General features: G+C 44.4%; 22 protein-coding genes. 10 read left to right on the plus strand and 12 right to left on the minus strand.

What is annotated here, in order from left to right; genetic code table 11:
• Positions 1-127 precede the first annotated feature (127 nt).
• Entirely contained in the window at positions 128-1,252 is a 1,125-nt protein-coding gene (locus DWW52_RS05720; RefSeq protein ID WP_118714512.1) for a FecR family protein, read from the minus strand.
• Between the two features lie 156 nt (positions 1,253-1,408).
• Here DWW52_RS05720 and DWW52_RS05725 point away from each other — a divergent pair, with 156 nt between their 5' ends.
• Positions 1,409-2,482: a thioredoxin family protein gene (locus DWW52_RS05725; RefSeq protein WP_118714513.1), complete on the plus strand. Its 1,074-nt coding sequence runs from the start codon at positions 1,409-1,411 to the stop codon at positions 2,480-2,482.
• On the opposite strand, the gene DWW52_RS05730 is transcribed toward DWW52_RS05725, so the two are convergent.
• Positions 2,468-3,007: an RNA polymerase sigma factor gene (locus DWW52_RS05730; RefSeq protein WP_118714514.1), complete on the minus strand. Its 540-nt coding sequence runs from the start codon at positions 3,005-3,007 to the stop codon at positions 2,468-2,470. The two genes, DWW52_RS05725 and DWW52_RS05730, sit on opposite strands and share 15 nt — an antisense overlap.
• Before the next feature lie 258 nt (positions 3,008-3,265).
• Between DWW52_RS05730 and DWW52_RS05735 the strand changes: the two genes are divergently transcribed.
• On the plus strand, positions 3,266-3,568 hold the full coding sequence (locus DWW52_RS05735; protein ID WP_118714515.1) for a GNAT family N-acetyltransferase: 303 nt from the start codon (positions 3,266-3,268) through the stop codon (positions 3,566-3,568).
• An 8-nt stretch (positions 3,569-3,576) separates the two neighbouring features.
• Positions 3,577-3,792, plus strand: a complete 216-nt coding sequence (locus DWW52_RS05740; protein ID WP_118714516.1) for a (4Fe-4S)-binding protein — start codon at positions 3,577-3,579, stop codon at positions 3,790-3,792.
• A 152-nt stretch (positions 3,793-3,944) separates the two neighbouring features.
• Here the strand turns inward: DWW52_RS05740 and DWW52_RS05745 are convergent, their stop codons facing one another.
• The 8 genes from DWW52_RS05745 to DWW52_RS05785 all read right to left on the minus strand — a co-directional run bounded on the left by DWW52_RS05745 (position 3,945) and on the right by DWW52_RS05785 (position 11,264).
• Positions 3,945-4,745, minus strand: coding sequence for a metal ABC transporter permease (locus tag DWW52_RS05745; RefSeq protein ID WP_118714517.1), 801 nt, complete (start codon positions 4,743-4,745; stop codon positions 3,945-3,947).
• 162 nt (positions 4,746-4,907) lie between these two features.
• Positions 4,908-5,675 (minus strand): metal ABC transporter ATP-binding protein, encoded by a 768-nt coding sequence (locus DWW52_RS05750; RefSeq protein ID WP_118714518.1) that lies wholly within the window; start codon positions 5,673-5,675, stop codon positions 4,908-4,910.
• A 4-nt stretch (positions 5,676-5,679) separates the two neighbouring features.
• The gene (locus DWW52_RS05755) at positions 5,680-6,561 is read right to left on the minus strand and encodes a metal ABC transporter solute-binding protein, Zn/Mn family (RefSeq protein WP_118714519.1); all 882 of its coding nucleotides are present in this window, start codon (positions 6,559-6,561) and stop codon (positions 5,680-5,682) included.
• Positions 6,561-7,040, minus strand: coding sequence for an S-ribosylhomocysteine lyase (locus DWW52_RS05760; RefSeq protein WP_118714520.1), 480 nt, complete (start codon positions 7,038-7,040; stop codon positions 6,561-6,563). The genes DWW52_RS05755 and DWW52_RS05760 overlap by 1 nt, the downstream gene beginning before the upstream one ends.
• An 11-nt stretch (positions 7,041-7,051) precedes the next feature.
• A complete protein-coding gene (locus DWW52_RS05765; RefSeq protein WP_118714521.1) occupies positions 7,052-7,747 on the minus strand; it encodes a 5'-methylthioadenosine/adenosylhomocysteine nucleosidase in 696 nt (231 codons plus the stop codon).
• Positions 7,748-7,753: 6 nt separating this feature from the next.
• Positions 7,754-8,392 carry an MBL fold metallo-hydrolase gene (locus DWW52_RS05770; RefSeq protein WP_118714522.1) on the minus strand — a complete coding sequence of 213 codons (639 nt, stop codon included), beginning with the start codon at positions 8,390-8,392 and terminating at the stop codon, positions 7,754-7,756.
• A gap of 264 nt (positions 8,393-8,656) precedes the next feature.
• Entirely contained in the window at positions 8,657-9,553 is an 897-nt protein-coding gene (locus DWW52_RS05780; protein ID WP_118714524.1) for a YitT family protein, read from the minus strand.
• 7 nt (positions 9,554-9,560) lie between these two features.
• Entirely contained in the window at positions 9,561-11,264 is a 1,704-nt protein-coding gene (locus DWW52_RS05785; protein WP_118714525.1) for a glutamine--tRNA ligase/YqeY domain fusion protein, read from the minus strand.
• Between the two features lie 79 nt (positions 11,265-11,343).
• On the opposite strand from DWW52_RS05785, the gene DWW52_RS05790 reads away from it, so the two are divergent.
• The 3 genes from DWW52_RS05790 (at position 11,344) to DWW52_RS05800 (ending at position 16,001) form a co-directional block, all read left to right on the plus strand.
• Positions 11,344-13,317, plus strand: a complete 1,974-nt coding sequence (locus tag DWW52_RS05790) for a putative porin (protein WP_118714526.1) — start codon at positions 11,344-11,346, stop codon at positions 13,315-13,317.
• A 341-nt stretch (positions 13,318-13,658) separates the two neighbouring features.
• Positions 13,659-15,044 (plus strand): transporter substrate-binding domain-containing protein, encoded by a 1,386-nt coding sequence (locus DWW52_RS05795; RefSeq protein WP_118714527.1) that lies wholly within the window; start codon positions 13,659-13,661, stop codon positions 15,042-15,044.
• A 207-nt stretch (positions 15,045-15,251) separates the two neighbouring features.
• On the plus strand, positions 15,252-16,001 hold the full coding sequence (locus DWW52_RS05800) for a hypothetical protein (protein WP_118714528.1): 750 nt from the start codon (positions 15,252-15,254) through the stop codon (positions 15,999-16,001).
• 69 nt (positions 16,002-16,070) lie between these two features.
• On the opposite strand, the gene hydG is transcribed toward DWW52_RS05800, so the two are convergent.
• Both hydG and DWW52_RS05810 read right to left on the minus strand, forming a co-directional pair.
• Positions 16,071-17,576, minus strand: coding sequence for a [FeFe] hydrogenase H-cluster radical SAM maturase HydG (hydG, locus tag DWW52_RS05805; protein ID WP_118714529.1), 1,506 nt, complete (start codon positions 17,574-17,576; stop codon positions 16,071-16,073).
• Positions 17,577-17,728: 152 nt separating this feature from the next.
• On the minus strand, positions 17,729-18,178 hold the full coding sequence (locus DWW52_RS05810; RefSeq protein ID WP_118714530.1) for a GatB/YqeY domain-containing protein: 450 nt from the start codon (positions 18,176-18,178) through the stop codon (positions 17,729-17,731).
• Between the two features lie 115 nt (positions 18,179-18,293).
• Between DWW52_RS05810 and DWW52_RS05815 the strand changes: the two genes are divergently transcribed.
• From DWW52_RS05815 to DWW52_RS05830, 4 genes are all read left to right on the plus strand, one after another.
• Positions 18,294-19,625, plus strand: coding sequence for an MATE family efflux transporter (locus DWW52_RS05815; protein WP_118714531.1), 1,332 nt, complete (start codon positions 18,294-18,296; stop codon positions 19,623-19,625).
• A 565-nt stretch (positions 19,626-20,190) separates the two neighbouring features.
• Positions 20,191-21,636 carry a murein transglycosylase domain-containing protein gene (locus DWW52_RS05820; RefSeq protein ID WP_118714532.1) on the plus strand — a complete coding sequence of 482 codons (1,446 nt, stop codon included), beginning with the start codon at positions 20,191-20,193 and terminating at the stop codon, positions 21,634-21,636.
• Between the two features lie 12 nt (positions 21,637-21,648).
• Positions 21,649-23,379 (plus strand): C25 family cysteine peptidase, encoded by a 1,731-nt coding sequence (locus DWW52_RS05825; protein ID WP_118714971.1) that lies wholly within the window; start codon positions 21,649-21,651, stop codon positions 23,377-23,379.
• Between the two features lie 34 nt (positions 23,380-23,413).
• Complete coding sequence (locus tag DWW52_RS05830) at positions 23,414-25,696, plus strand: zinc-ribbon domain-containing protein (RefSeq protein ID WP_118714533.1); 2,283 nt, start codon at positions 23,414-23,416, stop codon at positions 25,694-25,696.
• Positions 25,697-25,702 lie beyond the last annotated feature (6 nt).

Genomic DNA, 25,702 nt, shown 5'->3' on the forward strand with positions numbered 1-25,702 from the left:
CAGGTTCTGAAACTGTTTTCTTGGTTAGAACCACGGTTCAAGAAGAAGAACCCGTTACTCTTCTATCCCCGTTCTTTACATCTGAATTCCGGCCCGAATCCAGATCAATCGTTGGTCTTTTATGATATCATTTTTTACCATCCATAATTTTTATTCCTTGCTCAGACACGGAGAATTGGATCTCCTCGGTCTTCTCCATCAAGCTCATCAACTTGTCAAAACTATCCGCCCGCGGAAGTTTCAACCGGAACTTCTTATTTTGCAGAACACTGTCTTCAAAACTATACTTAAATCCATACCACAAGCTAAATTCTCGCATAATCTCGTCAAGCGTCTTGTTATCAAAGATAAACATCCCTTGGGCTCGCTGTTGATAGATATCAGCCTCGACATGCTCGATCCGAATATGCTGATCCTTGCGATTAAAAATAGCCATCTCGTTGGGTTGTAACACGGTTCCGTTTAACATCACCTTTCCGGTCACAAGTACGGTTTCTATCGTTGACTCTCCTTGATATGCCCTTACATTAAAACTCGTTCCCAAGACTACGATTGAAACCGATTCGGCTTCCACCGTAAAGGGTCTCGACGAATCCCGCCGTACTTCGAAATATCCCTCTCCGAGAAGTTTCACAGCACGTCCTCTCGAAGAGAAAAATGCCGGGAATTGCAACTCCGATCCGGGATACAGGACGACCGTGGTACTATCCTCAAGCGTGACAGTTTGCGTTGCCCCGCACAAGACCTTGACCTTATATATTTCCGCGCTCTCGGGCTCAGGGTTTACTTCACGGGCAGCAGCATTTTGTTGAATAATATCCAATATATTTGTTCCTTCGGTCAACACGACCTTTTGCCCGGAAGGGAATTCAAGTACCGTCTCGTTCTTCAACAAAGACATCTCTTTCCTTGCATGATCGGCAGACTGTCCCGGATACATGAAATAGAATGCGGCAAGCCCTATCATCCCGACAAAAATCGCCACGTAAGGCAACAACATACGTCCCCAACGTCTATCCGAACGTTTTATGTCCCGTTCAATGGATTTCCATAATTTTCTTCCGGCCTCGATATCGGCATCATCATTCGGAGCGATATCCTGACAAACCGCTTTTTCAATCACCTCCTGAACATCTATACCCGACTTCTTGACCAAGGATGCCAGCTCTTGTTTCTCGCTTTCTGATATATTCTGCATCACAAGCTTTACAAGCAGTGAAGCAATCCTTGTCGATTCATAATACCTTTTCATGTTATAATCGCATTTTATAGACAATATCCACAAGTCGCCAAAAGGTATTATCCTATTTTCAAAAAAAATTATTCCAGCATAAAAAAGAGAACAGGATAATACCTTTTCCCGGTTCACGGATATTAGAGGAGTTAAAAAACTTATCAATTAGAAATTATGAAAAAATTTATCTTAACACTCGCTATGGTGTTCGCATCAATAGCACTTTTCGCCCAAGGGATCGATTTTCAGGATCTAACTCTCCAACAAGCGTGCGCAAAAGCGAAAGCAGAAAACAAATTCGTGTTTATAGATTGTTACACAGACTGGTGCGGTCCATGCCGGATGATGAGCGACCAGATATTCCCGATGAAAGAAATGGGAGACTATTTCAATCCAAAATTCGTGAGTATAAAAGCCAACGCGGAAAAAGGCGAGGAAGGTCCCGCTATCAAGGAGCAATTCGGGATCAAGGCATACCCGACCTTTGTTATCCTGGACGGCGACGGAAATCTGATCCACATGTTCGCCGGCGGGGTACTGAGTCTTGCCTTCATTGATAAAGTAGAAGAGTCGTTCAATCCAGAACTCGCCTTCGGTCAACTCCAGAAACGCTACAATGCAGGAGAACACAATAAAAAACTAACGGCCAGTTACCTGAAGGCTTTACAGAACACGTACACGACGAACATCACTCCCCTGATCGAAGAGTTCGCCAACTCCCTGAGTCCTGAAGAACTTATATGTGACGAATGCCTGTTCCTGTTTGACGAACATGCCAGATTAGGCTCCCCAAGAGAAAAATTCCTCACCGAAAACGTGGAGAAATTTCGTAATACACTAGGCCGAGAGAAAATTGATCAAGTTTTGAAAAAGAAATACGAAGCCTATTATAGTAGCATTCTTGGTAGACAGATCACCGCAACAACCGATGACGTGCAACAAGTCAACAAGCAACTAGAAGCGTTAAACCTTAATAATGCCAATAATTTACCGCTTTACCAGACAGCCGTATCAACTTACCTGACAAAAGAAGGGGGCGACAAACTTTTCGAGATGATTAAAAGTACATCCGGTAATATCACGAAAGATGAAATGGATCTATTCCTGTACTTTGCCGTACCGTCAGTAAACGAATTCTGGACCCCGGAACAATCCGATCAAATCCTGGCATTAATCAGTAGAGACGACATCCGGGCTAGAATCACGAACACGCTAAACCGTCAGAAACAGGCTTCACAGCCCAAGTAAAAGAATAAAACTACCAATATCTTTCAGCTCTTGACGCAATGATGCGTAAGCTTTCGTTTTTTGGTTCTTAACCGTATTGATAGATATATTGAGTGTGTCGGCGATCATCTGTTCGCTCATCCCGGACATGGACAACAGAATGATCTCCCGACGCTTCTCCGGTAACAGAGAAACCGCACGTAATATCTCTCGATTAAACTCAATCTCGGTAATTTTCAACAAAACATCCTCACTCTCTTTATTTTCGGCACACTCTAAATTCAAAACATGCTTGTTTCTAGTAATATATTTTATCGTATTATTCCGCAAGGCTTTATAAAAATAGGCTTTAAAATGATTTTCACTTTCAATACTTTGTCGTTTGTTCCAGATATGAATGAACACCTCTTGAAGAATATCATCCGCACAACTATCATCAACCTGAAACGACTTTACAAATTGACGACCCGCCGAGAAAAATGACCAGAATAACTCTTCAAAAGCACGCTGGTTTCCTTCACGAAATCTCTTTATTACCTCATCCATAAAACAAAATCAATTTATAGCATTAACATCACTTATTGTCTTTAGATACTTCGAAAATACAAGAACCTTTCATTCTCCCGCACTATTCAATTATCCACAAAACGACAAAAGGTATTATCGTAGTTAAAATTATTTTGGACCATGACACCAGACTAAAACTAAGAATAAATTTTCAGTTAAACAATAAAATGCCAAAAAAGCAAAACAAAATTCATAGTTCTATCGTTTAATTTACAATTAAACTTAAAATTTAAGGCTATGACTGAAGATTATGAATTAAAAGATGATGTGCATCGTCAACAATACGAATTTCGCATCGGTAATTATACACCCAAAATTGAATACATCAAATCAATAAATGGTGAGATATATCTCACGCATACGGAGGTCCCGCGGGAATTAGAAGGCCGTGGAATAGGCTCCCAACTCGTGGAAAAGACACTCCAAGACATTGAACGCCAAGGTCTGCGTCTGGTTCCGCTTTGTCCCTTTGTGGCTGCCTACATAAAAAAGCATCCCGAATGGAGACGTATCGTCATGAGAGGTATTAACATCAAATAAACGTGCACATGGATAAAAAAATTGAATACACGAACGGAGAATTAACCATCATCTGGCAACCCGGACTTTGCCAACACTCTGGAATTTGCGTGAAAACCTTACCCAAAGTATATAATCCACAAGAAAGACCGTGGGTTAAAATCGAAAACGCAACAACTGAAGAACTAATCGCTCAAATAAAAAAATGCCCATCCGGCGCATTAAGTTACAAAATGAATAAATAAAGAAGAGACTGTCTGAAAAGTCTCTTCCCTACAAAATCATTACCCCCACCGGCTCCTCCTTACACCGGCGGGGAAACCGCTTATTATCCCCCCCGTGTAAGGAGGAACTAGGGATGGTAGTTCTATGTAAATTGACTTTTCAAACGACCTCTTTATTTTTTCTTTTTCCAAAAATAACAGATAAGAAATATCGCCAAGAAACAAAGGACAATCGTTGCCCCGGAAGGTAACTTCAAGGCTGCCGAGGCGAAAAGCCCGATGATTGATCCCCCGCAACTCACGATCGTCGACCAGACAAGCTGTTTGGTAAAATTCTTATGAAACATCCCGGCAATAGCCTGAGGCATGGTGAGGTATGAAATAACAAGGATTATCCCCGCCAACTTCATGCACAACACGATACACAAGGCAATCAACGCTGTAACTCCGATCTCCAGACCGTTCAAGGCAACAAAATGCGTCCGGCTATACTCCTTGTCAAAAGCGATATAGAATAAAGGACGATAAAATTTGGCAAAGAACAGGACGATGACCAAACACAATACAAGTGACAATGCGACTTGTTCTCCCGTTACGGTAAGAATATTTCCGAACAGGTAAGACAACAGATTCGGAGCATACCCCGGAGTCAAATAAATGAACAGCACACCGATAGCCATTCCTGCCGACCAGAAAATACCGATCAGGGAATCCTCCTTAAAGCGCTTACTATCCGAAAGATATAATATACAAAATGCTGCTGCCAACGCGAATACTGCCGCCCCGAAAAGAGGAGATAACCCCAAGAAATAGGCCAACCCCAACCCTCCGAAGGAAGCATGCGTGATTCCCCCGCTGATAAACACCATCCGTTTCGCCACGATATACGTTCCGATCAACCCACAACTCACCCCTATCAATATCGTACACAATAGTGCATTCTGGAAAAAAGTATATTCTAATAATTCAAACACCTTATTAATTTTAGATTTTAAATTTTAAATTAAAAAATTCTGTGATTACGTGATTCTCGATCAAGTGATCTTATCTATTTAGTGATTTATGCTTCCCGATTAGGTGATTCCATCCGCACAAGGCTAACGTTTTTCATAATCACTAAATCATTGAATCATCAATCACTGAATCCTTTTATTTTCAATTGTTTCGTCATGCTCCAATAACACCCGGTGTGGTACCGTACCGTGCGAAATCAGCTCGATCGGGCAATTATACAGTTTCAACTGTTCCGGCGTGATCAGATTCGATTCATGATAATGCAAACCACCATTCACGCAAGCGATCGTTTTCACGTATGAACAAATGGTTCCCAGATCGTGAGACACCATCACGATACTCATTTTCTCGTTCAACTCTTTCAATAAAGAATAAAATTCCATCTCGAAATTCGCATCCACGTAAGTAGAAGGTTCATCCAGAATAAGAATCTTCGGTGAAGATATGATCGCTCGACACAAGAATACCCGTTGCATTTGCCCTCCGGAAAGTTCCCCGATAGGGCGATTCTTATAATCGCTCATACCATACACTTCCAAAATCTCCTCAACTCGTTTTCGATCGACCTTCGTGTACGCTTTAAAGATCCCCTTCTCGGACATCAGTCCCGACAGCACTACCTCTTTCACACTTATCGGGAAACGTGCATCAAATCGACTGTTTTGAGGCAAATAACCGAACAATGACTGTTTGGAAACATGATAAACAATCTCCCCGGAAAAAGGCTTCAGCAATCCCAAAATCACCTTCAACAAAGTTGTTTTTCCTCCCCCGTTCGGTCCGATAATACCGATAAAATCATGCGCATGAATCGCTAAATTCACATCCCGCAACACGACCGTCTGCTCGTACCCTGCTGTAATTCCCTTTAACTCCAGAAGTTCTTTCATCTCGCTACTCCATTTTCTGTTCAATGATTCCCAATAAAGAATACATTTCCGTTTTCCAGTCCGGACTCAACGGATCAATAGCAATCACCTCTCCATCAATTTCCTTGGCTATCGCCTTGGCATTCGCCACGTCAAACTGGTTTTGGATAAACACGATCTTTATCCCTTTCGCCCGGCAAGTATCAATGACCTCCTTAATATGCGTGGGATTCGGTTCTTTTCCCTCATCCTCTATCGAAATCTGTTCCATGCCGTAATCTTTGGCAAAATAAGTCAATGCCGGATGATAAATCAGAAAAGTTTTATTCTTTTTCTCCGGAATGATCCGACGAGCCTCCCGGTCTATACTGTCAATTTCCGACTTGAATTGTCGAAAATTTTTCTCAAAAGTAGCCTTCTGATCAGGGAACTTTGCAGCCAACACATCCAGCATCGTCCGGGCCATCATTTCCGCGTACCGGGGAGACATCCACACGTGAGGATCAAAACCTTCTCCATGAGAACAATCCCCGTGATCATGACCGTGATCATGGCCGTGATTACAAGAACCCGCCTCCAAGTCCATCCCGACAGATTGTTTCACGAGCAACACCTCCTCCTGCTTTTCTAGGAAAGGGTACAAATTACTCAACTCGAAAGGCAAGTATCCCACGGCAAAATAAATGGAACTATTGTGCAAAGCCTTTAATTGCTCCGTGCTCAAATCACTCACGGCCGGGTTTGCCCCGGGGGGTATCATCACGTTCACCTTCACGTAGTCCCCCGCGATTCTCTCCACGAAATAACGCTGGGGCAAGATGCTCACGCTAATCGTCCTCTCCTTATCCTTATTCTCTCCACAAGCCATAAACAAGGCCATCAATGCAATTACAATTCCTATTTTCATTATTTCGGGTATATCAAATTCTCTTCTTCTATCACATCTAACACTTCCGTGAGGTATTTAGCAGCCTCGTATCTCGCCATAGGCAAGTTATGCAACAAATAATTACCGCAATCCTTTGCCGCCACCCCGGGAACTTCTCCTTCAAAATCCCGGATAAAACGGAACGTCTCCCGCATCAACTCCACGATATCACGAGACTCCCAATCTCCCTTCATCAGGAAATAATTTCCCGTACAACATCCCATGGGTCCCCAGAACACGATCTTATCCCCCCATTCCTTGTGATTCCGCAAATAAGTCGCCGCCAGATGCTCTATCGTATGCAACTCGCCCTGTCCCAGTATCGGTTCCCGGTTTGGCTCTTTCATACGGATATCAAAAGTTGTAACCACCTCGTCTCCCAAATAATCCTTTCGAGAGACATAAATACCCCTTAACAAGCGTAAGTGGTCTATCGTAAAACTCGGTATCTTTTCCATTTATTCAATTATTACTCTTCCGACAATGCTGTAATCAACACCTTGATCATTTCAAAAGAACGTTTGGGAGCCTCCTCCCAAAAATTCAGATATTGTTTGTAGTGATCCTTAACCCCCGGCGTATCGCTGATAATGCGATAACTCAGGAAAGGAACCCCACACATGTAACAAACTTGGGCGATAGCACAGGATTCCATATCCACGGCTAACCCTTCCGGGAAACGTTTTTTAATCTCTACCAGCTCTTCTTTATTCGTTATAAATTTATCCCCGCTACATATCAATCCTCCGTACACGTTCCCGTCATGTTCCACCGATAAAGCCAATTTACATAGCGCTTTATCCGACACGTAACGAGCCGGTAGTCCTTGCACCTGACCATACTCGTTTCCTTCTCCACACCAGACATCATGATACACCATATTTTCCCCCACCACGATATCCATCACCTCGGTCAAGGGATCAATTCCCCCAGCCACCCCGGTATTCACGATAACATTCGGTGAATAACGCTGGATCATCTCCATCGTCCCAACCGCCGCACACACCTTACCGATGCCGCTTTTAGCCAGCACGACCTCAACATTCCCGATTTTCCCTTCAGTAAAAGGAATTCCCCTAACGGCACACTCCTTCCCCTGATCTAACAACGATTTTACCAGTCCATACTCGGACGTCATAGCTACAATTATCCCAATCCTTCTCATAAATTTTTACTGAAAAAATGGATTCATCCGTTTCTCTTCCCCGATCGTCGTGAAACCGCCATGTCCGGGAACCACACGAACATCATCGGGCAACGCGAACAATTTCTCCCGGATACCTTCTATCAACTGGCGCATATCACCTCCCGGCAAATCAGCCCTTCCGATACTTCCCTGGAACAATACGTCTCCGGCTATCAACAACTTATCCTTCTCGCTATAAAAACAAATCCCCCCCGGAGAATGTCCCGGCACGTGAATAACTTTCAATTCCGAATGTCCGAACTTCACGACCTCCCCGTCTTTCAGGTATTCGCCCAAAGCCGGGGGGGGCGTTATTCCCCTTATACCCAACATCGCCGCATACTTCTCGGCATCTTCCACCCAAAAGGCATCCGCTTCATGCGCCCGTGCCGACAAGCCGTATTTATCTAGCATAAAATTATTACCGAAAATATGGTCAATATGTAAATGGGTATTCAGTAAAGCTACCGGTTTCAAATGATTCTCGACCAAGAAATCAGCCAAACGTTGTTCCTCCTCTCTTGAAAAACAACCACAATCAATGACCACGGCTTCCCCCGTCTCATCGTACAACACGATCGTGTTCTCCTGCCATGCATTATTAGCAAATACTTTAATCTTCATTTCTCACGTATTTTAGAAATACAAATATAAAGAAGATTTCGCGTAATATCGGTAAAATCCGGTTGAATATGGAAAGCGTAATACAATATTTTAACTTTGTTTTTTATGCTTTCTTGAAGCAAACGTATTGAGAATGTGGCAAAAGCCTGCTTTCTTCCAAGCCCCCCTTCAAACACTCCTCTATAAACGAGGCCGCTGAAAAAAAACTTTGCTTCACAAGTAACCTCGTGAAGCAAAGCAATATCATTTATTCATCAAACATCATCACGTTCGCAACGTGTCGAATCCCCGACCGTAAACACCCATAACCGTGTTCATTGTGAGGAAAGCATCCTGATCGACCGCTTTCGTTACCCGCATGATATTTTGCATTTCACTCTTGCGAGCCACGACAATCAACATCTTACGAGCCTCCCCCGTGTACCATCCCTGGCAATCCACCACGGTAACCCCTCGTTTCAAATCATGCGTGATAGAATCCGCCACTTCCTTGTACTTATTAGAAAATATTAAGAATTGCACGGACTGCATCTGCCCGGTAAACACCAAGTCAATCGTGTAAGAGTTGACCCCCATGACCACGTAACCGTAAATAATCGTGGCTATCTTCGCAGTGGGATCCACCGCCGTATTCTCCCCGATGAAATAACTACACCCGATGATAAACACGTCTATATACATGATAATCTTACCCGGACTAATATTCCGGTACTTGTTAATCATCATGGCCACGATATCCGTTCCGGCAGTACTTCCCCCGTTTGCCAGGGAAATACCGATTCCCGCACCACACATGATACCGGAAAGAACGGCACACATGAATTTATCTTCCAGCAAAGGTTCATGAATCAGATTCTGTAACAAACTCAACAGGAAAGAACTCATGAAAATAGCATAGATAGTCTTGAAACCGAACCGGGGTCCCAGTACCTTTATAGCGATCGCCACCAACAAAAAATTGATCACGAAATAACTATATCCGATAGGAATCACCTCCCCGGAAAGGAAATAAATAATTGTCGAGATACCGGTCACTCCGCCACCGACCATACGATGCGGAGCCAAGAAAGCGGTAACGGCAAAAGTATATATCAACAACCCGAACGTGATCAACAGATACGCCCGAATCTCTCTTGTCATTTTTTCCTTCGTAATTTTCATTTTATCATTAATTGTTTTGTTTCGCCCACGTATCCTTCAACCCGACCGTCCGGTTAAACACCAGCGCCCCGGGTTTAGAATCCTTATCCACGCAGAAATATCCCAAACGTTGGAACTGGAAACGATCCCCTTCTTTAGCCTCCTTCAAACTCGGTTCTAACTTACACCCTGTCAAAACCTTCAAGGAATTCTCGTTCAAGAACTCCTTGAAATCAATATCCTTGTGTCCGGCTGGATCCGGGTCTTTAAACAAACGATCGTACAAACGCACTTCCGCCTCGATCGCATCGGGGGCCGAAACCCAGTGAAGCGTTCCCTTCACCTTCCGGTTACTTGCCGATCCGGTACCGCTACGGGTATCCGCGTCGTATGTACAATGAATCGTTGTAATATTTCCATCCGCGTCTTTCTCCACGCTCTCGCACTTCACGATATAAGCCCCCTTCAACCGCACCTCGTTACCAATCGTCATCCGGAAAAATTTCTTCGGGGCATTCTCCATAAAATCATCCCGCTCGATGTATAACTCGCGAGAAAAAGGAACCATTCTCGTTCCGGCCGCTTCATCTTCCGGGTTATTCTCTATCTCCACCGTTTCCGTCTGGTTCTCCGGGTAATTGTCGATAACCACCCGAACCGGATCCAGCACCGCCATCACGCGAGGAGCTATTTTATTCAGATGCTCACGCACGCAGAACTCCAATAACGCCATATCCACCACGATCTCCCGACGAGCCACACCCACCTTCTCCGCAAAATTACGGATAGATTCAGGCGTATACCCGGCACGTCTCAAAGCGGTAATCGTCGGCATACGGGGATCATCCCAACCCGCCACGATACCTTTCTGCACGAGTTCCAGCAAACGACGTTTACTCATCACCGTGTAGCTCAGGTTACGACGGGCAAATTCGATCTGGCGAGGACGGTATTCCGTGTCGATCAACTGATCCAAAAACCAGTTATACAGCGGACGATGCACCTCGAACTCCAGCGTGCATATAGAATGCGTGATCCCTTCCAGGTAATCACTCTGCCCGTGCGTGAAATCGTACATCGGGTAGATACACCATTTATCACCCGTCCGGTGATGTGCCACGTGCATGATACGATACATAATCGGATCACGCATCAGCATGTTGGAAGAGGCCATATCTATTTTAGCGCGTAAAACCTTCTCCCCTGCCTGAAACTCCCCGTTCTTCATGCGCCGGAACAGATCCAAGTTCTCCTCCGGCGTCCGGTCCCGGTAAGGACTGTTCACGCCGGGTTCCGTCGGCGTCATACGCTGGGCGCTGATCACCTCAGCCGGCTGGTCGTCCACGTAAGCCTTACCCTTCATGATCAACATCTCGGCCCAATCATATAGCTGTTGAAAATAATCGGAAGCGTAATGCGTCTCGCCTTCCCATTGGAATCCCAGCCATTGTATATCTTGTTGTATGGAATCAATATATTCGACATCCTCCTTCGAGGGATTCGTGTCATCAAAACGCAAGTTGCATTTTCCCTTGTACTTGGTTGCCAACCCGAAGTTCAAGCATATAGAAGTCGCATGCCCGATATGCAGGTATCCATTCGGTTCCGGCGGGAACCGCGTATGTACCCTACCGCCGTTCTTTCCCTCGGCCAACTCCTCTTCAATAATCTGTTCGATGAAGTTTAACGATTTACCTTCACCTTCTTCTTCCACAAGATGATCTTTGTCCATACTAAAATTATTATAACATATTTGCCGCAAAGGTAATTAATTTATGAGAGTTTTAAAAGTTTCTGTATATTTGCAGGCCATGAAAAATATATTTTACACCATAATATGCTGTCTGATTTCACTCACGTCATTAGCCCAGAGTGATTTTGACTACGAGAACCCTGACGGAAGGGATCCTCGTGAAGAAGGAATGCATCAGGATACCACGAAAGAACAACGCAATGTTCCGCGTCATCGCCTGACCTGGAAATGGGTACACGACGGGGTTTACAGGGAATATTACCCGATCGACACGCTGCAAGACGGGATCCAGAACACGAACCTGATTTTCAAACATAGCGTATCCAACACCTACCTGGGAAATTTCCCCTCCCCTTACATTTCCGACATATATATCTTGCGTCCCAGGGGAGAAGACTTCTTACCTCTTGACCGGGTAAGGGATTACATCTTCAAGCCGGAAGACGCCTTGGACTACAACACGACCGTCCCCTTCACGCAACTGAGCTATTTCAACGGGGGAGGCCGGGGAAAAACCGAGGACTGGCTGGATGTATGGCATATCCAGAACATCCTTCCCGTGTGGAATGCCGGATTCCGCTACAACCTAATCTCCTCCGACGGGGCCTATTCATACCAGAAATCGAAGACATACAACTTCGCCTTTTTCAGTTCGTACGAGAAAGACCGGACCGCCGTTTCGATGTTTATCAACCAAAACATGGGACACTACAACGAAAACGGGGGTGTCGAGAACCTGGCCGATATCCGGGATACCTCGCTCGACGCGAAAGTCGTGGGCACACGCTTGGCCATGGAACCCAACAACAACGTCATGAACTTCAACTTTAAAGTTCTCGCCCAATACAATATGGGTAACCCAAAAGAAATAATCACGCCCATAGACAGCGTGACCATTGACACGACAATAACTTATCCTATGAAATTCGCCTTGGGGATTAAAGTCGAGGATAACCGCTATAAATTCCAGGAAGAAACTGTCGAGACCAATTTCTTCGACACCACGTACATCAACAGGCAAAAAAACGCCGACGTGATCAATAACCGGAAATACGATATTGACGCCAAATTTATCCTGAACGAACACCCGAAATACAAATACCTACCGGGAGTTTATGCCGGATTAAAATTCAAATATCTCAAATACGAACAACGGGTATCACTCGATACCATGAATAATATCGGGACCAGCAAATACACCGGGACCTACCTCACAGCCGGGACCTTCAACATGGACACGACCACGATGTTCAATTTCGATATTTGGGGAAGTTTCTGTTTCGCGGGAGAATACTCCGCAGACTACTCGCTGGAAGGAAAGATTATCCAATACCTGAACAAAGGAAGAAACTCATCCGTCACGATCCACGCCCTGTTGGACAACCAAACCCCGAATCATTATTACGAACAATATCAGGGAAACCATAACCAGTGGGAAAACAGTTTCGACAAAATACACGCTTACAACCTGAAAGGATACTACAAAAATAAACGCCTCCGCACCGAAATCGGGATCGCGATCAACAACACGAAAAATTACATTTATTTCGACACGGCCGCCATGCCTCGCCAGTACAACGGGAATCTCATGGTATTCACGGCATGGGCCAAACAAGTATTTCGACTGGGGCGCTTCTACTTTGACCAGAAGGTATACTATCAAATCGTAAACAAAGACGAGGTGCTGCCTCTACCCGAGCTTGCACTCCACTCGCACAACTATTACCAGAACCGTTTCTTCAAAGATGCGTTGGGATTCCAAATCGGTTTAGACCTGTTCTACAACACGTCATTCTACGCCAACGCTTACGACCCGGCAATCATGCAATTCTACAACCAAGAGATCGAGAAAACCGGAAACTACCCGAAACTCGACGTGTTCATCACGCTGAATATAAAACGAGCCGACCTGTTCATAAAATATGAGCACGTCAGCGAGTACATCGGCAACCGGAACTACTTCTCGGCCTACACCTACCCGATCAACCCGGCGAAGCTAAAATTCGGTATCCGGTGGAACTTCTATGACTAAAAATATCCATAAATCACTCCATCGAATCATGATTTCATCGGTCCCGCTATAATCCCGGAGATATCCCACCGTATTCACAAGGTAATAATCTCCCCCTCTTTCTCTCGCCCTTTCACGCCCCATTCCCAATATAGCAACAAGGACGATGAAACATTATTACCCTAAAATTACTTCGGTATATCAATCGGATTCCCAGAACAAGCCGGGATGAAATACAAATTGTGTGTTCGCCACCATTTCTCAAAAAAATCACATACTTGAATGGTAACGTTACACGAGAGGCTAGAATCCACGCTCCGGACTAATTTGGTAGTTCACAGCATTTTTCGTATATTCGCGGCATGTATATAATAAGAAATATTACATACACGCTGTCGCTCTTACTTTGTCTGGCTTCATGCAAAACGAAAGAAGAGGATCCGCTAATCATTCCTGAACCCACCACGTTAGAGCAAATTGATCAACGAGGGGTTTTAAATGTTTGCAGCTATTACAACACGACAGACTATTACGTGTACAAGGGTATTCCAAAGGGATTTCACTACGAATTAGTAAAAGATTTTGCCGATTATCTGGGAGTAAAACTAAATATCGAGGTCAACTCGAACATCGAAGAAAGTATCCAAAAACTGAATGAAGGGAAGTACGATCTGATCGCCATGAGTCTTGCCATCACCGATGCCCGCAAAGAACAGGTACGCTTTGTTCACCCCCTGTTCAGTACCAGCCGGGTACTGGTTCAGTACAAATCGGATTCTATCATACAAAGCGTGCAAGATTTAAAGAACAAAGAAATCTTTATCCAGGAAGGGACATCAAACACGAAATTCCTTCAACAACTGAATGACTCTTTACAATTGAATCTAAAAATCACGGAACTCGAAGACGTGACTTACGAGGACATCCTGTTGAAAGTAGAGAATGGCGAACTACCTTTCACCGTCATCGACAAAAATGTGGCCCAGATTGCCGCTCAATACATGAAACACATCGACTACTCCTTGCAACTATCCACCGACGGACCTGTATCTTGGGCCGTAGCCGGCAAAGCCGTGTTATTAAACGAAGAGATCAACGCCTGGCTCGACCCGATCAAAAAAAGCGAGAAATTCAACGTGTTATACAATCGTTATTTCAAAAGTAGTTACATCACCTCCTTACACAACTCCAAATACTACAAATTAAAGAATGGCGTGATCTCCAGTTTTGACCCGATCATCAAAGAAGAAGCGAAAAAAATAGGCTGGGATTGGCGTCTGTTGGCCGCTGTCATCTACCAAGAATCCGGTTTTGACCCGGAAGCAACTTCCCACCTTGGAGCTGTCGGCCTGATGCAAGTCATGCCGGAAACCTCGATACAACTGGGATTCGAAGACTACCAGGAACCCCAAGACAACATCAAGGTAGGTGCATACTACCTGAAATACCTGGAAAAAATGTTTTCAAAACTGGACCTGGATACCCTGAACCAAACCAAATTCACGTTAGCTGCCTATAACGCAGGTCCGGGACACGTGTTCGATGCCATGAGATTAGCCGAATCCTACGGGAAGAACCCGAAAGTATGGGACAATAACGTGGACTACTTCCTACTCCACAAATCCCAACCCGAACTATACCGGGATTCCGTTGTCCGTTTCGGATATTGCGACGGAAGACAAACTTTCAGATTCGTGAATAACATCATCGAAAATTACACGCACTACAAGAACACTATTCCTCGATAATCTACATGAATATTACCCAACAAACAGAAGATAAGTAACCGTAGAAAAACATACCAACTTGCGCCTGGGAAGGAACCTGCAACCTGCAAACCTGTAACCTGCAACTCGTCGCAAACGAAAAAACTGAAAGGCGAATATTGATTTACATTAATTTTTTTCATACCTTCGCATCAGAGTTTTGATCATTATTAATTAATTGCTAAGACTATGCCTTACAGAAGATTACCGAATACAGATGCAGCAAGGATAAGGGCATTGGAAACAGCCTTGAATAACGAAGATTTTTCCGATATCAATAATTTACCGTTTTCATTAACCCTAAGACAGAAAATAGAATTCTTTCTACCGAAGTTCAAAACCGCAATCACGAACTCTCAATGTGCGCGGGATAAACAAACGGTCAATAGCCGAAAATACGCGGAATACACGCGAAAAGCGAAATTATATATTTCTCATTTCCTACAGGTATTGAATTTCACCATTGCCCGTGGAGAACTAAAACCGATAGCCCGAACATTTTACGGGATCGCAGAAAATGACACCAAATTACCCTCTCTAATTTCCGATCAGGACTTGCTGGATTGGGGAGCAAAAATCATCGCAGGAGAACAGGAACGTACCCGGAACGGGGGTGGTAACCCGATATACAGTCCCTCTATCGCCCTGGTTAAAGTCAACTACGAGAACTTCAAACAAGCCAATTCTTCCCAGAAACAATTTCAACAGAACTCCGCTCGCTACAGCGCGGAAGTTGCTCAATACCGGGGAGAAGCAGACGAGTATATTCTCACGTTATGGAACGAAATCGAGGCCCATTACGCAGACATTGATGACGAGGATGAACGCCGCCAGAAATGCGAAAACTTCGGCTTGGTCTACGTTTTCCGAAAAGGCGAAAAAGAAGAAATCAAAAGAAAAAAGGAAGCCGAACGGATCACGCTCAAACTCCCTTTTTAATTTTAAATTTATGAATTTTAGATTTTAAATTATTCTTCCCGACATTAAGATCAATAATTCAATTTAAAATCACATATACAAATCTCTCTCCCCTCTCGCTATTCTTTCATAATAAGAACGGAACGTGGGGAGTAATTTTTTATCACTAAAGAAAGGAGTGTTTTCAATTTCCAGCAATTCCTTCTCGATCAGCTTCTCACCGATAGCACGAGTCTCCGGGGAGGCATAATCGTTCAAGTATTCACGGAAAGTCAGCACGGCATTCAACTTACAGAACTTACCCTCGACACCCTTTTCCAACAGATTCATGATCTTATCCCCAGTACGGCCGCAACGGTATCCTGCAGTACAGAAAGAAGTGATCAGCCCGTCGTTGGCCAATTCTCGGATAACCTCATCCAGCGAACGTTGGTCTCCCAACATGAATTGAACTTTTTCCGGGTTCTCCTCTTGTTTCAACTTCTTGGCGTAAGCCCCGATTCCCAACTTGGATGAAGCATCCGTTTGCGTACACCCGTAATGACGGATCAATTCGCGTTTCAGATTCTGTTCCTCGCGTGCCGTCACGATCAATCCGCTATACGGGATTGCCAGACGTAACACGGCAACCACCCGCTTCATGGCTTCGTCACTCACGATATAAGGAGAATGCTCGCTCAGGAAAGAGCCCGGAGCCGGTTGCATACGCGGGAATGACACGGTGTGAGGTCCGATACCGAATTGTTTCTCCAGATCCAGAGCATGATGCAACAACCCCATAACCTCGAACTTCCAATCGTACAACCCGAACAAAGCCCCGATAGCCACGTCATCAATCCCTGCCTCCATAGCACGGTGCATCGCGTAAAGCCGCCAACGGTAATTACCCTTGATCGTGTTTGCCGGATGCAATTCGGCATATCTCTCCCGGTGATACGTTTCCTGGAATACCTGAAACGTACCGATACCCGCACGCCATAACTTCTTCAAGTCCGCAATCTCCATGGGTGCCGCGTTCACGTTCACCCGGCGAATATTATTAAACCCACTTCCTATGGGAGTCGTACGTTTCACGGAATAAATCGTGGAAATAGATTCGGCGATATAATCAGCGCCATTCTTAGGATGTTCCCCGTACACAGCGATCATTCGCTTGTGTCCCTCGTCAATCACGGCCTCCACCTCATCCCGCACCTCATCCATGGTCAGCACATGACGTACCTCATCTTTATTTTCAGCACGGAATCCACAATATTTACAGCTATTCACGCATAAGTTTGACAAATACAAGGGAGCGAAGAAAACGATACGATTATCGTACACTTTCTTCTTCACGGCTAAAGCTGCTTCCTGCATTTCATGCAAGAGTTCCGGATCCTCCACGTTCAACAACATAGCCGTCTCGGAAGGGGTCAGAATCTTTATATCCAAAGATTTCTGTAAAATATCCCGAACTTGCTGTTTATCGGGATTCTTTTGTTTTTCAATCTCTGCAAATATCTTTCCTTCGTCTATAAAATCTTTCCCGTCCACCAGATATTTATCTATTTCAGCCTGTTTAATGACTCCGGTCGTCCAATCTTTTACAGTACTCATTTTTCCATTTATTACAAGTTCATAAAAGTCTTAACATCTATACAAAGATCGTCAATTATTTTATCAATCCCTTCCATTCCTCATATTCATTTTCAATCAGTAGATAAAGAAAATCAATAAGATGTCTCGAATCATACGAACGTTATAAACTTCTAGCTTAACAACTCTTTTACAATCGCAGAGATCGCTTTTCCATCAGCCAGACCGGCCAATTCCTTGGAAGCAACACCCATCACTTTTCCCATTTCTTTAGCCGAAGTGGCTCCCACTTTCTCGACAATCGCTTTCAATGCCGTTCTCAACTCCTCTTCGGTCAACTGTTTAGGTAAAAATTCATTCAAGATATTCACCTGAGCCATTTCATGCTCGTACAAATCTTCACGTCCTTGTTGTTTAAATATCTCTGCAGATTCACGTCCTTGTTTTGCCAATTTCTGTATAATCTTCACGCTATCGCTATCGGCAATCTCCTCCGGAGCCCCGGCAACGGATTTCGCCTCGATGAAGACTTTCTTTATATTTCTCAATACTTCCAAACGAATGGTATCCTTAGCTTTCATGGCAGCCATAATGCCTTTACTAACCTGTTCTTCTATTGTCATTTTTCCTGAAATTAAAATTTAAAACCCACGAAGTTACGATTTATTCCTCAAATTTCCATTGTCTGCTTTCAATTTTCGAAATACTAAAGTAATTTTGTACCTCAAACACACTTGGATGAAAACAACAATCACGAACAAAACGATTTGGAATATAGCTTACCCCATTATCATGGGTAGCTTGGCGCAAACTCTTATCACCCTTACCGATACGGCATTTTTAGGACGAGTTAGTGAAATCGCCCTAGGAGCCTCTGCCATGGCCGGGATTTACTACTACGTGTTCTCCACGCTAGCCTGGGGATTTTCTATCGGTATCCAGATCATCGTGGCCCGGCGGCTGGGAGAAGGAAGACTGAACCGGATCGGGGTCGTGTTCGAACACGGGTTATGCTTCGTGTTCCTGTTGTCCATAACGCTGTTTCTCGTTCAACGCTATTACAGCGACGTGCTTCTCGATGCATCCATTCAATCCCCAAACATATACGCGGCAGCCATGGAATACATGTCCTACCGCCACTACGGAATCATATTCGTATGCTTCAATTTCTTATTCCGAGCGCTCTACATCGGGCTTTCCAACACGAAGATCATCGGGTACTCGACAGCCGCCATGGCCAGTATCAACGTCGTATTCAACTATCTGTTGATTTTCGGGAAGTTCGGTTTCCCGGAAATGGGAGTGGGAGGAGCAGCCTTGGCTTCCGTATTCGCGGAAATATCCGCCTTCCTGATCTTCATCTTCTACACCTTATTAAAATTACCGATCAAGCAATACGCACTATTCTCCTTCCACAAACTGGAAGGCTGGTTGATGCTCACCGTGTTAAAAACAGCATTTCCGACCATGTTACAAAAGCTGTTGTCTTTCGGCACGTGGTACATTTTTTTTATGCTTATAGAACACATGGGCGAACGCCCGATTGCCATCACGATCGTGGTCCGCAGTGTTTACATGCTCATCTTGATACCCGTGTTCGGATACGGAGCTACTGCCAACACGCTCACCAGCCGCCTGATCGGGGAACAACGACAACCCGAAATCATGTCGACCCTTTCCCGGATCATGAAGCTGGCCGTGTTCAGCGTACTTCCCGTCTTACTCGTGTGTTACATTTTCCCGCATCAAGTACTATCCATATATTCCAACAGCAGCGAATTGATCGCTGCCGCCACGCCTTCTCTTTACGTGGTTGGATTATCAGCCATCGGCTTCTGTTTCGGGCTAACCTTCTTCGAGGCGATTTCCGGAACGGGTAATACCACGCATGCCCTTATCCTTGAAAGTTTCGTGCTGGTCTTTTATACTTTCCAGACTTGGTTATTGACAACGGTCATTCAGGCAAACGTGGAATTCGTATGGACCGTAGAACTCACGTATGGGATACTGATAGGTATCGTCTCCCTACTCTATCTCAAATACACGAAGTGGCAACAGAAAAAAGTATAAAACGAACAAAAAAGCACCCACTCTCGATATACATTTTTTATAATGCAGGATAGCAATCAGCTCTCCCCCTGTGCAAGGGGAAGCCCAAGGGGGTAGTCGTATCCCAAAAACAACTTTTCCCGTAGCCTCGTTTATAGAAAGAACAAAAAAAGACTTTCGATTATCGCAACTTTTCCATTCCAAATATCATTAAATGATCATTTAATGCAATACAAAAATAGTAATATTTTCTTTAAAAGACAATTTTATATTACATATTTTTATTTCATGACACATAGTCTATTATAAATTATCCCAAAACACAACTTGACAAAAAAATTCACGCTATCAATTAATGATCAATTAATAACACAACAAATAGGAAAAATAAATTTTGCTTTTACTCTTTATTTAGCTCTATAGTAGAGTGAAATAATAATTACTAATTAAAAAATTTTCAATTAACAAAAATGTTTGTATATTGCAATGTTTTTAAATGACGATCTTTTTCTGATAGCCTCTGGAAAATTTTGCTCAAGAACAATTTCATTGTGGTGCGGAAGTAAAACTAAAAGATTATTCAAGCATGAAAAGATATACATCTATCCTATGTATCATGATGTTATCTATCGGTAGTTATGCCCAATCAACGGGTACTACTGCCGTTGATTCAATTCGTAAGCAATTTGAAAAGGATGCAGTACAGGCTGTTTCCGATTTTGAAGCATACAGCAAGAAAGCACGTGAGGAATACGAAAAATACGAGGCGCAAGCACGTGCGGACTATTCCCGTTATACCCGTTCTATCAAACAAACATGGGGTGGCGATAGCATTATAGATAATACCCCGACAAAATGGGTAGAATATAGTGATGATTACCAAAGTCGATCAATCGTTGATTTTGACAAGGGAAAAATTATCGTAGAAGTAGCACTCGAAGACAACGGCACGACAAACCCCGCCGTGATAAATGCTCGCTTGGCCGCGGCTATTGAAGAAATTCTGAACAGCCGGGGATCGACTTGCCCCTACCCGTCTTCCGTTGATGTGTCAAAACCTTTAACGACAGCCCCCGTGCTAGAGGGTCTTGTCGACTTCTCCATGTACCGGTCCGACACGTCATTAGCCTCAACGGGTAAAGCCCCGCTCCCCGCTAGTACAGCACCTCCCACGCCGACCGTGAAAGGGAAAAAACTATCTCTCAATCAAAGCCAAACGCAAAAAGTAACCACAGATTCAACCACGACGGGAATAACAATGGCTCGCCGTAAACAAGAAGAAGGTAACAAGGGGAATGACAATCCTCTTGCAGACAAGCGCAAAGAAGCCCACGAACGAGCCGAACAAAAAGTACAGACATGGCAGAAGGATGCCGAGAAGACTTCCATCGTTAAAGCGATCGTCACGCAAAGCAAGAAAGAAACCGTTAAAGTGAAAGGGGAGGATGGAAAAGTACGCCAAGTGGTACAGATTCAAATGAGTCTCGTTTCAGATAACCTTTCAAAGAACGCAACTCTTTATAAAGAATTCGTGGAGGAATTCTCGCGAGTCTTCCAAATAGAACAACCTCTTATTTTTGCCGTGATGGAACAAGAGTCTCGTTTCAATCCCGAAGCAACGAGCTGGGTTCCCGCCTACGGTTTAATGCAACTGGTGCCCACTTCCGGCGGATTGGACGCGTATAACTACGTGTACCGGAAGAGCTGGGTTCCCACGCGTAGCTATCTTTTCGTCCCTCGTAATAATATAGAATTGGGCACAGCCTATCTCCGTGTTCTCATGAATCAATTCGCGTCAGTTTCCGACCCGAATTGTCGCAGACTGTGTGTCATCGCTGGATACAACACCGGGGCCGGAAACGTAAGCAGAGCTTTCACCGGTGCAACGAATCTAAATAAAGCGATCCCGTTAATAAATAAATGTAACTACGAACAGTTGTATGATCATCTCACGAATCGTTTGAGTACGAGCGAAGCTCGGAATTATGTTTCAGGAGTGAGCAAACGACGGGAAAAATATCTCAAACCTTAAAAAGAAATAATAATGTTTTGTCCAGAATGTGGTAACCATATAAAAGATCAAAATATCCATTTTTGTCCGGAATGCGGGACAAAAATAGAACAGGGCAGTCATACCGGGAAAAATACTCCAACCCCTCAATCCGAAGGAACGGGTACTCACGGGTTGATTTTCACAAACGTGGGTTTATTGGCTGAAAAAATGGAAATTGACGAACAAGATTTGATGTCCGTTTTTGATGAATTTATAAAACAGAAACGGAAATACGATATCTCGTACAAACTTGTCGACGCCGGTAACTACTCTTACCAGAAAAGTGGCTTTTGGGGAAATAACAAGACTGTTTGTTTGACTCCGGATAGCCCGTTATGGGATTACATGGATATACTGATGGACGTGCATAACGGTGAGAAGAAAGCGGGAAGCGAAATATCACAATACCTATTTATCATAGGAGGTAACGATACTATTCCCATGCCGTGCACCCGCCACTACATCCCAGATGACGGCAACGATGACAGTATCGACACGGACATACTTTACGCCTATCCCTACGGGAAAGAAATGCTTACCTTACTCGAAAATCAGGAAGTATTTAAATATGACCAGTTATTTTTCGTGGGAAGATTACCATTCGGGACAGATGCCTCGCTAGAAGATTTGTGTGGATACCTGGAACGAGATATCAATTATTCCAACGGAATCCCGATGAGCGAGGCCTACGGGCAATGTGATCCTCATTGGAAAAAGGTATCAAGCCGTGTGACAAATGATCTTCTGAAAGGTAATTACTTGCGCAATTTAGATCGTTACCTATCTGCAGATCATTATTATAACCGACTGATCCTTTCTCCTATGGTTGTAGAGGAAAATGTCAGCCAAGTTTTTCACACGAATGCTTCCTTGTATTATTTCAACCTTCACGGCGGAGAGGGACGGGAAGCGCGCGGTTATTTTGGAGTCATGCTTCACCAAGAAGAAGACGGATGTTGGCCTGTCATTGAACCGGAACACATGACGACCTGCGAGACACCCAACATCACCATCAGCGAGGCTTGTTACGGGGGACGCTTTATCGGATTGGACAAACACCATAGTATGATGCTGGCCTCCCTTTTTACAAACACGTTGGCCTTCGTGGGTTCATCGCGTGTAGCCTGGGGTGCCGTTGATTCCTCATCCTCCTCTGCATCTGACTGCCCGGTAAGCTACGCTGATATCATCGCCAATTATTTTATAAGCGCCATCCTACAAGGATATTCCGCAGCTGAAGCATTATTTATTGCCCGCAGAGCCTTACTTCAGGGGACCACCCCGGGTGACCCGCACGCCGCTCTAACGGTCGTGGAATTTAATCTTTTTGGAGACCCGACGACCACGATGGACTCCCGCTCGGAGCTGAAGTCCGGGCGTAAACCGACCGGCAAAAACGCTTTAGCCACCCAAGATGCTAAAATAGGATGCTCTATAGAGAAAATTGAAACAACAAACAGGGGTAACTCAATTCTCGAACAGGTACGCGGAGCCGTGAATGCAAACATTCAACTGATACACGTGATTATCGGTCAATTCCTATATGCCAATTACGGCATAAAACCACGCCCGGTAGACGAAATTTTTAAAATAAAATATAACAACGGACAGGAAGAATTGAAATTTAATTACGACCTGACTTCCGAAAGAAAAATCCCGACCCGCTTTGTTGTCACGACAAGCACGGACGGGAAAATCAAGAGTGTTTATACAACGAGATGAAAAACTTAAGGTGAAACCATAAAACGCTATAACTATGAATTGTCCTAAATGCAATGCCGTTCTTCGTCCGGGTGTGAAGTTTTGTACTTCCTGCGGACAAAAAATAGAGCAATCGACCACATGTACCCAATGCGGTTCCCCGTTAAAACAGGGGGCTAAATTCTGCATCAAATGCGGCCAGCGGGTAATTCTTGCCGAAAAAACATCCGCACCTTCGCAAGAAACTCCGTCAGACATCAATTCCGTCAAAGGACGCATTTATTGGAATATACAACCGGGACAAGTTGCCCGCGTGATTAACGAGGCGGAATTCGACTCTTATAATAATATTCAAGGAATCATTATCCCGGAAGGAACAACAGCTTACATCCGTGCCAACGGTCACACGATTGCCTCCATCAGCGGGGGTACGTACAATTTCACGGGTTCCCCATCCTCTCCGTCCGGAAATACACTACGAAAAGGTTGGGAATTTATCATCAACCTGTTCAAAAAAGGCAAAAAAGAAGAGAAATCAACAACCGAAGAACTCTACCGGGAGCAACAAGATTTAATCCTGAAAAACGCACAAAAAGGGGCTGCCTTTTCGGTTGTCATTTTACTGGATAAATCATTCCCACTTCTCTTCGGTTCCAGACAAAGCCAACTTGACGATTACAAAGATTTCGTCCCGATGAAGATACAAACCCGATACCTTGATATGGCCTTGGGTGTCAATGCTTATTTCAAGATTTCGGACCCGGAACGATTTATCGTTCATTACCTGACCGAACGCCAAATGCTGAATACGACCATCATCGTGGACGAAATCACGGATACGATCCGAAACGTGTTGCAGGAAACATTGTATGACACGGAATTATCCTCCAACCGTATCCCCCAAGAACTTCACGCGTTACTTAAAGACAAGATCAACGCCATCGCAGCGGAAGCTTTCTTCGGGATTTCCGTCGTGCGTATTGTCGAGATTTCAGCCACCAGTGAAGACCTGGAACGATTCAGAACATTAAGCCGCGAAATCTATCTTTCGGAGCAAGAGTTGGATTATCTCCGGCGTACGAATGACTTCAAAAACCGAATGGTAGACACGGTAAATGCACAACGACTGCATGAGGCCACGACTGATCTAGAACTGGACAAACAACTGGAATCGATTAATCATGACCGGCTATTACATGACGAGGAGGTAGAAAAATTCAAATATTTCCTGAAAAACGAACGTATCGTACGCGAAGCTCAGAACGATAGTGAACGCAATGCGGCTCTTCTGGAAATCGCAAAAACAGGACTGATCCAGGAAGATGAAGTACACGCACTACAAGATCAATTGGAAACGAACAGCTACCAACGAGGTATGTTGTTCCAGATGATGCAACTTCGTGACGGCATTGAATTCGAGCGTACCCGCATGGAAGGAGAAGCCGAAAAAGCGACCTTGATTGTCAAGAAAGAACTCGAATTACAAGGTCTACATGATGATTACTCGGATAGTCGTTTCTATAAAGAAGTTGAAAAACAACGAACCGTTGCCGAAACTAATCTGGATCTGGAACAACGCAGCCGAGACATGGACTATAATGACGCCAAACGCATGCACGACATGGAACGGGAAGATGATGACACGCAATTCCAACAGTTCATAGCAATGCAAAACGCGGAAGAACAGACAAAAGAAAACCAACGCAAGCATGATGCGGAAATGGAACAAAACCGCCTAAAGAATGCAGAGGAGATGGAACGTCTGAAATGGGAAAACGCCAAAGAACTTTCCGATGAAAAAGTGTGGGCGCTCAATGGTGGAGAAGCCGCCGTGGCATACGCCGAGAACAAATACAGTTCGGAAGCAGAACGTGAGGCAAGCGAACGGCTGGAAGCGCAGCGGCGAGAACTCGATGCCCGTTTGGAAAATGAACGAGCTTCACGAGATTCCGAACACCGGGAAAATCAATCACAAATGTTCCAAATGATGCGTGATATGATGACCATGACCGGAGGTATCCAAGCCCAAAAAGTGGAAGAAAAAGATCGTCAATTACACGAACGAGAAGAACGCATTCTGCGCCAGGAAGGACGAATGGATACGGCCTATGACCGGGCTCTGGATTATTCGACCCGTGGCAACATTCCACAACAAATGCCAAACGTCCAAGCGGGGCAACAACAACAACAACAACAACAACAACAAGTACAGGCCCAACAACAAAGCCAGCAACCACCCGCGGCAAAAACAGTTATACCGATCACTTGTCCTGAATGTGGGACACCGTTGGAACCCGGAACTCAATTCTGTGCAGATTGCGGGGCCGGAATCAAGTAAAACCAT

It is taken from the genome of Odoribacter sp. AF15-53 (assembly GCF_003479425.1).
Taxonomy (GTDB): Bacteria; Bacteroidota; Bacteroidia; order Bacteroidales; family Marinifilaceae; genus Butyricimonas.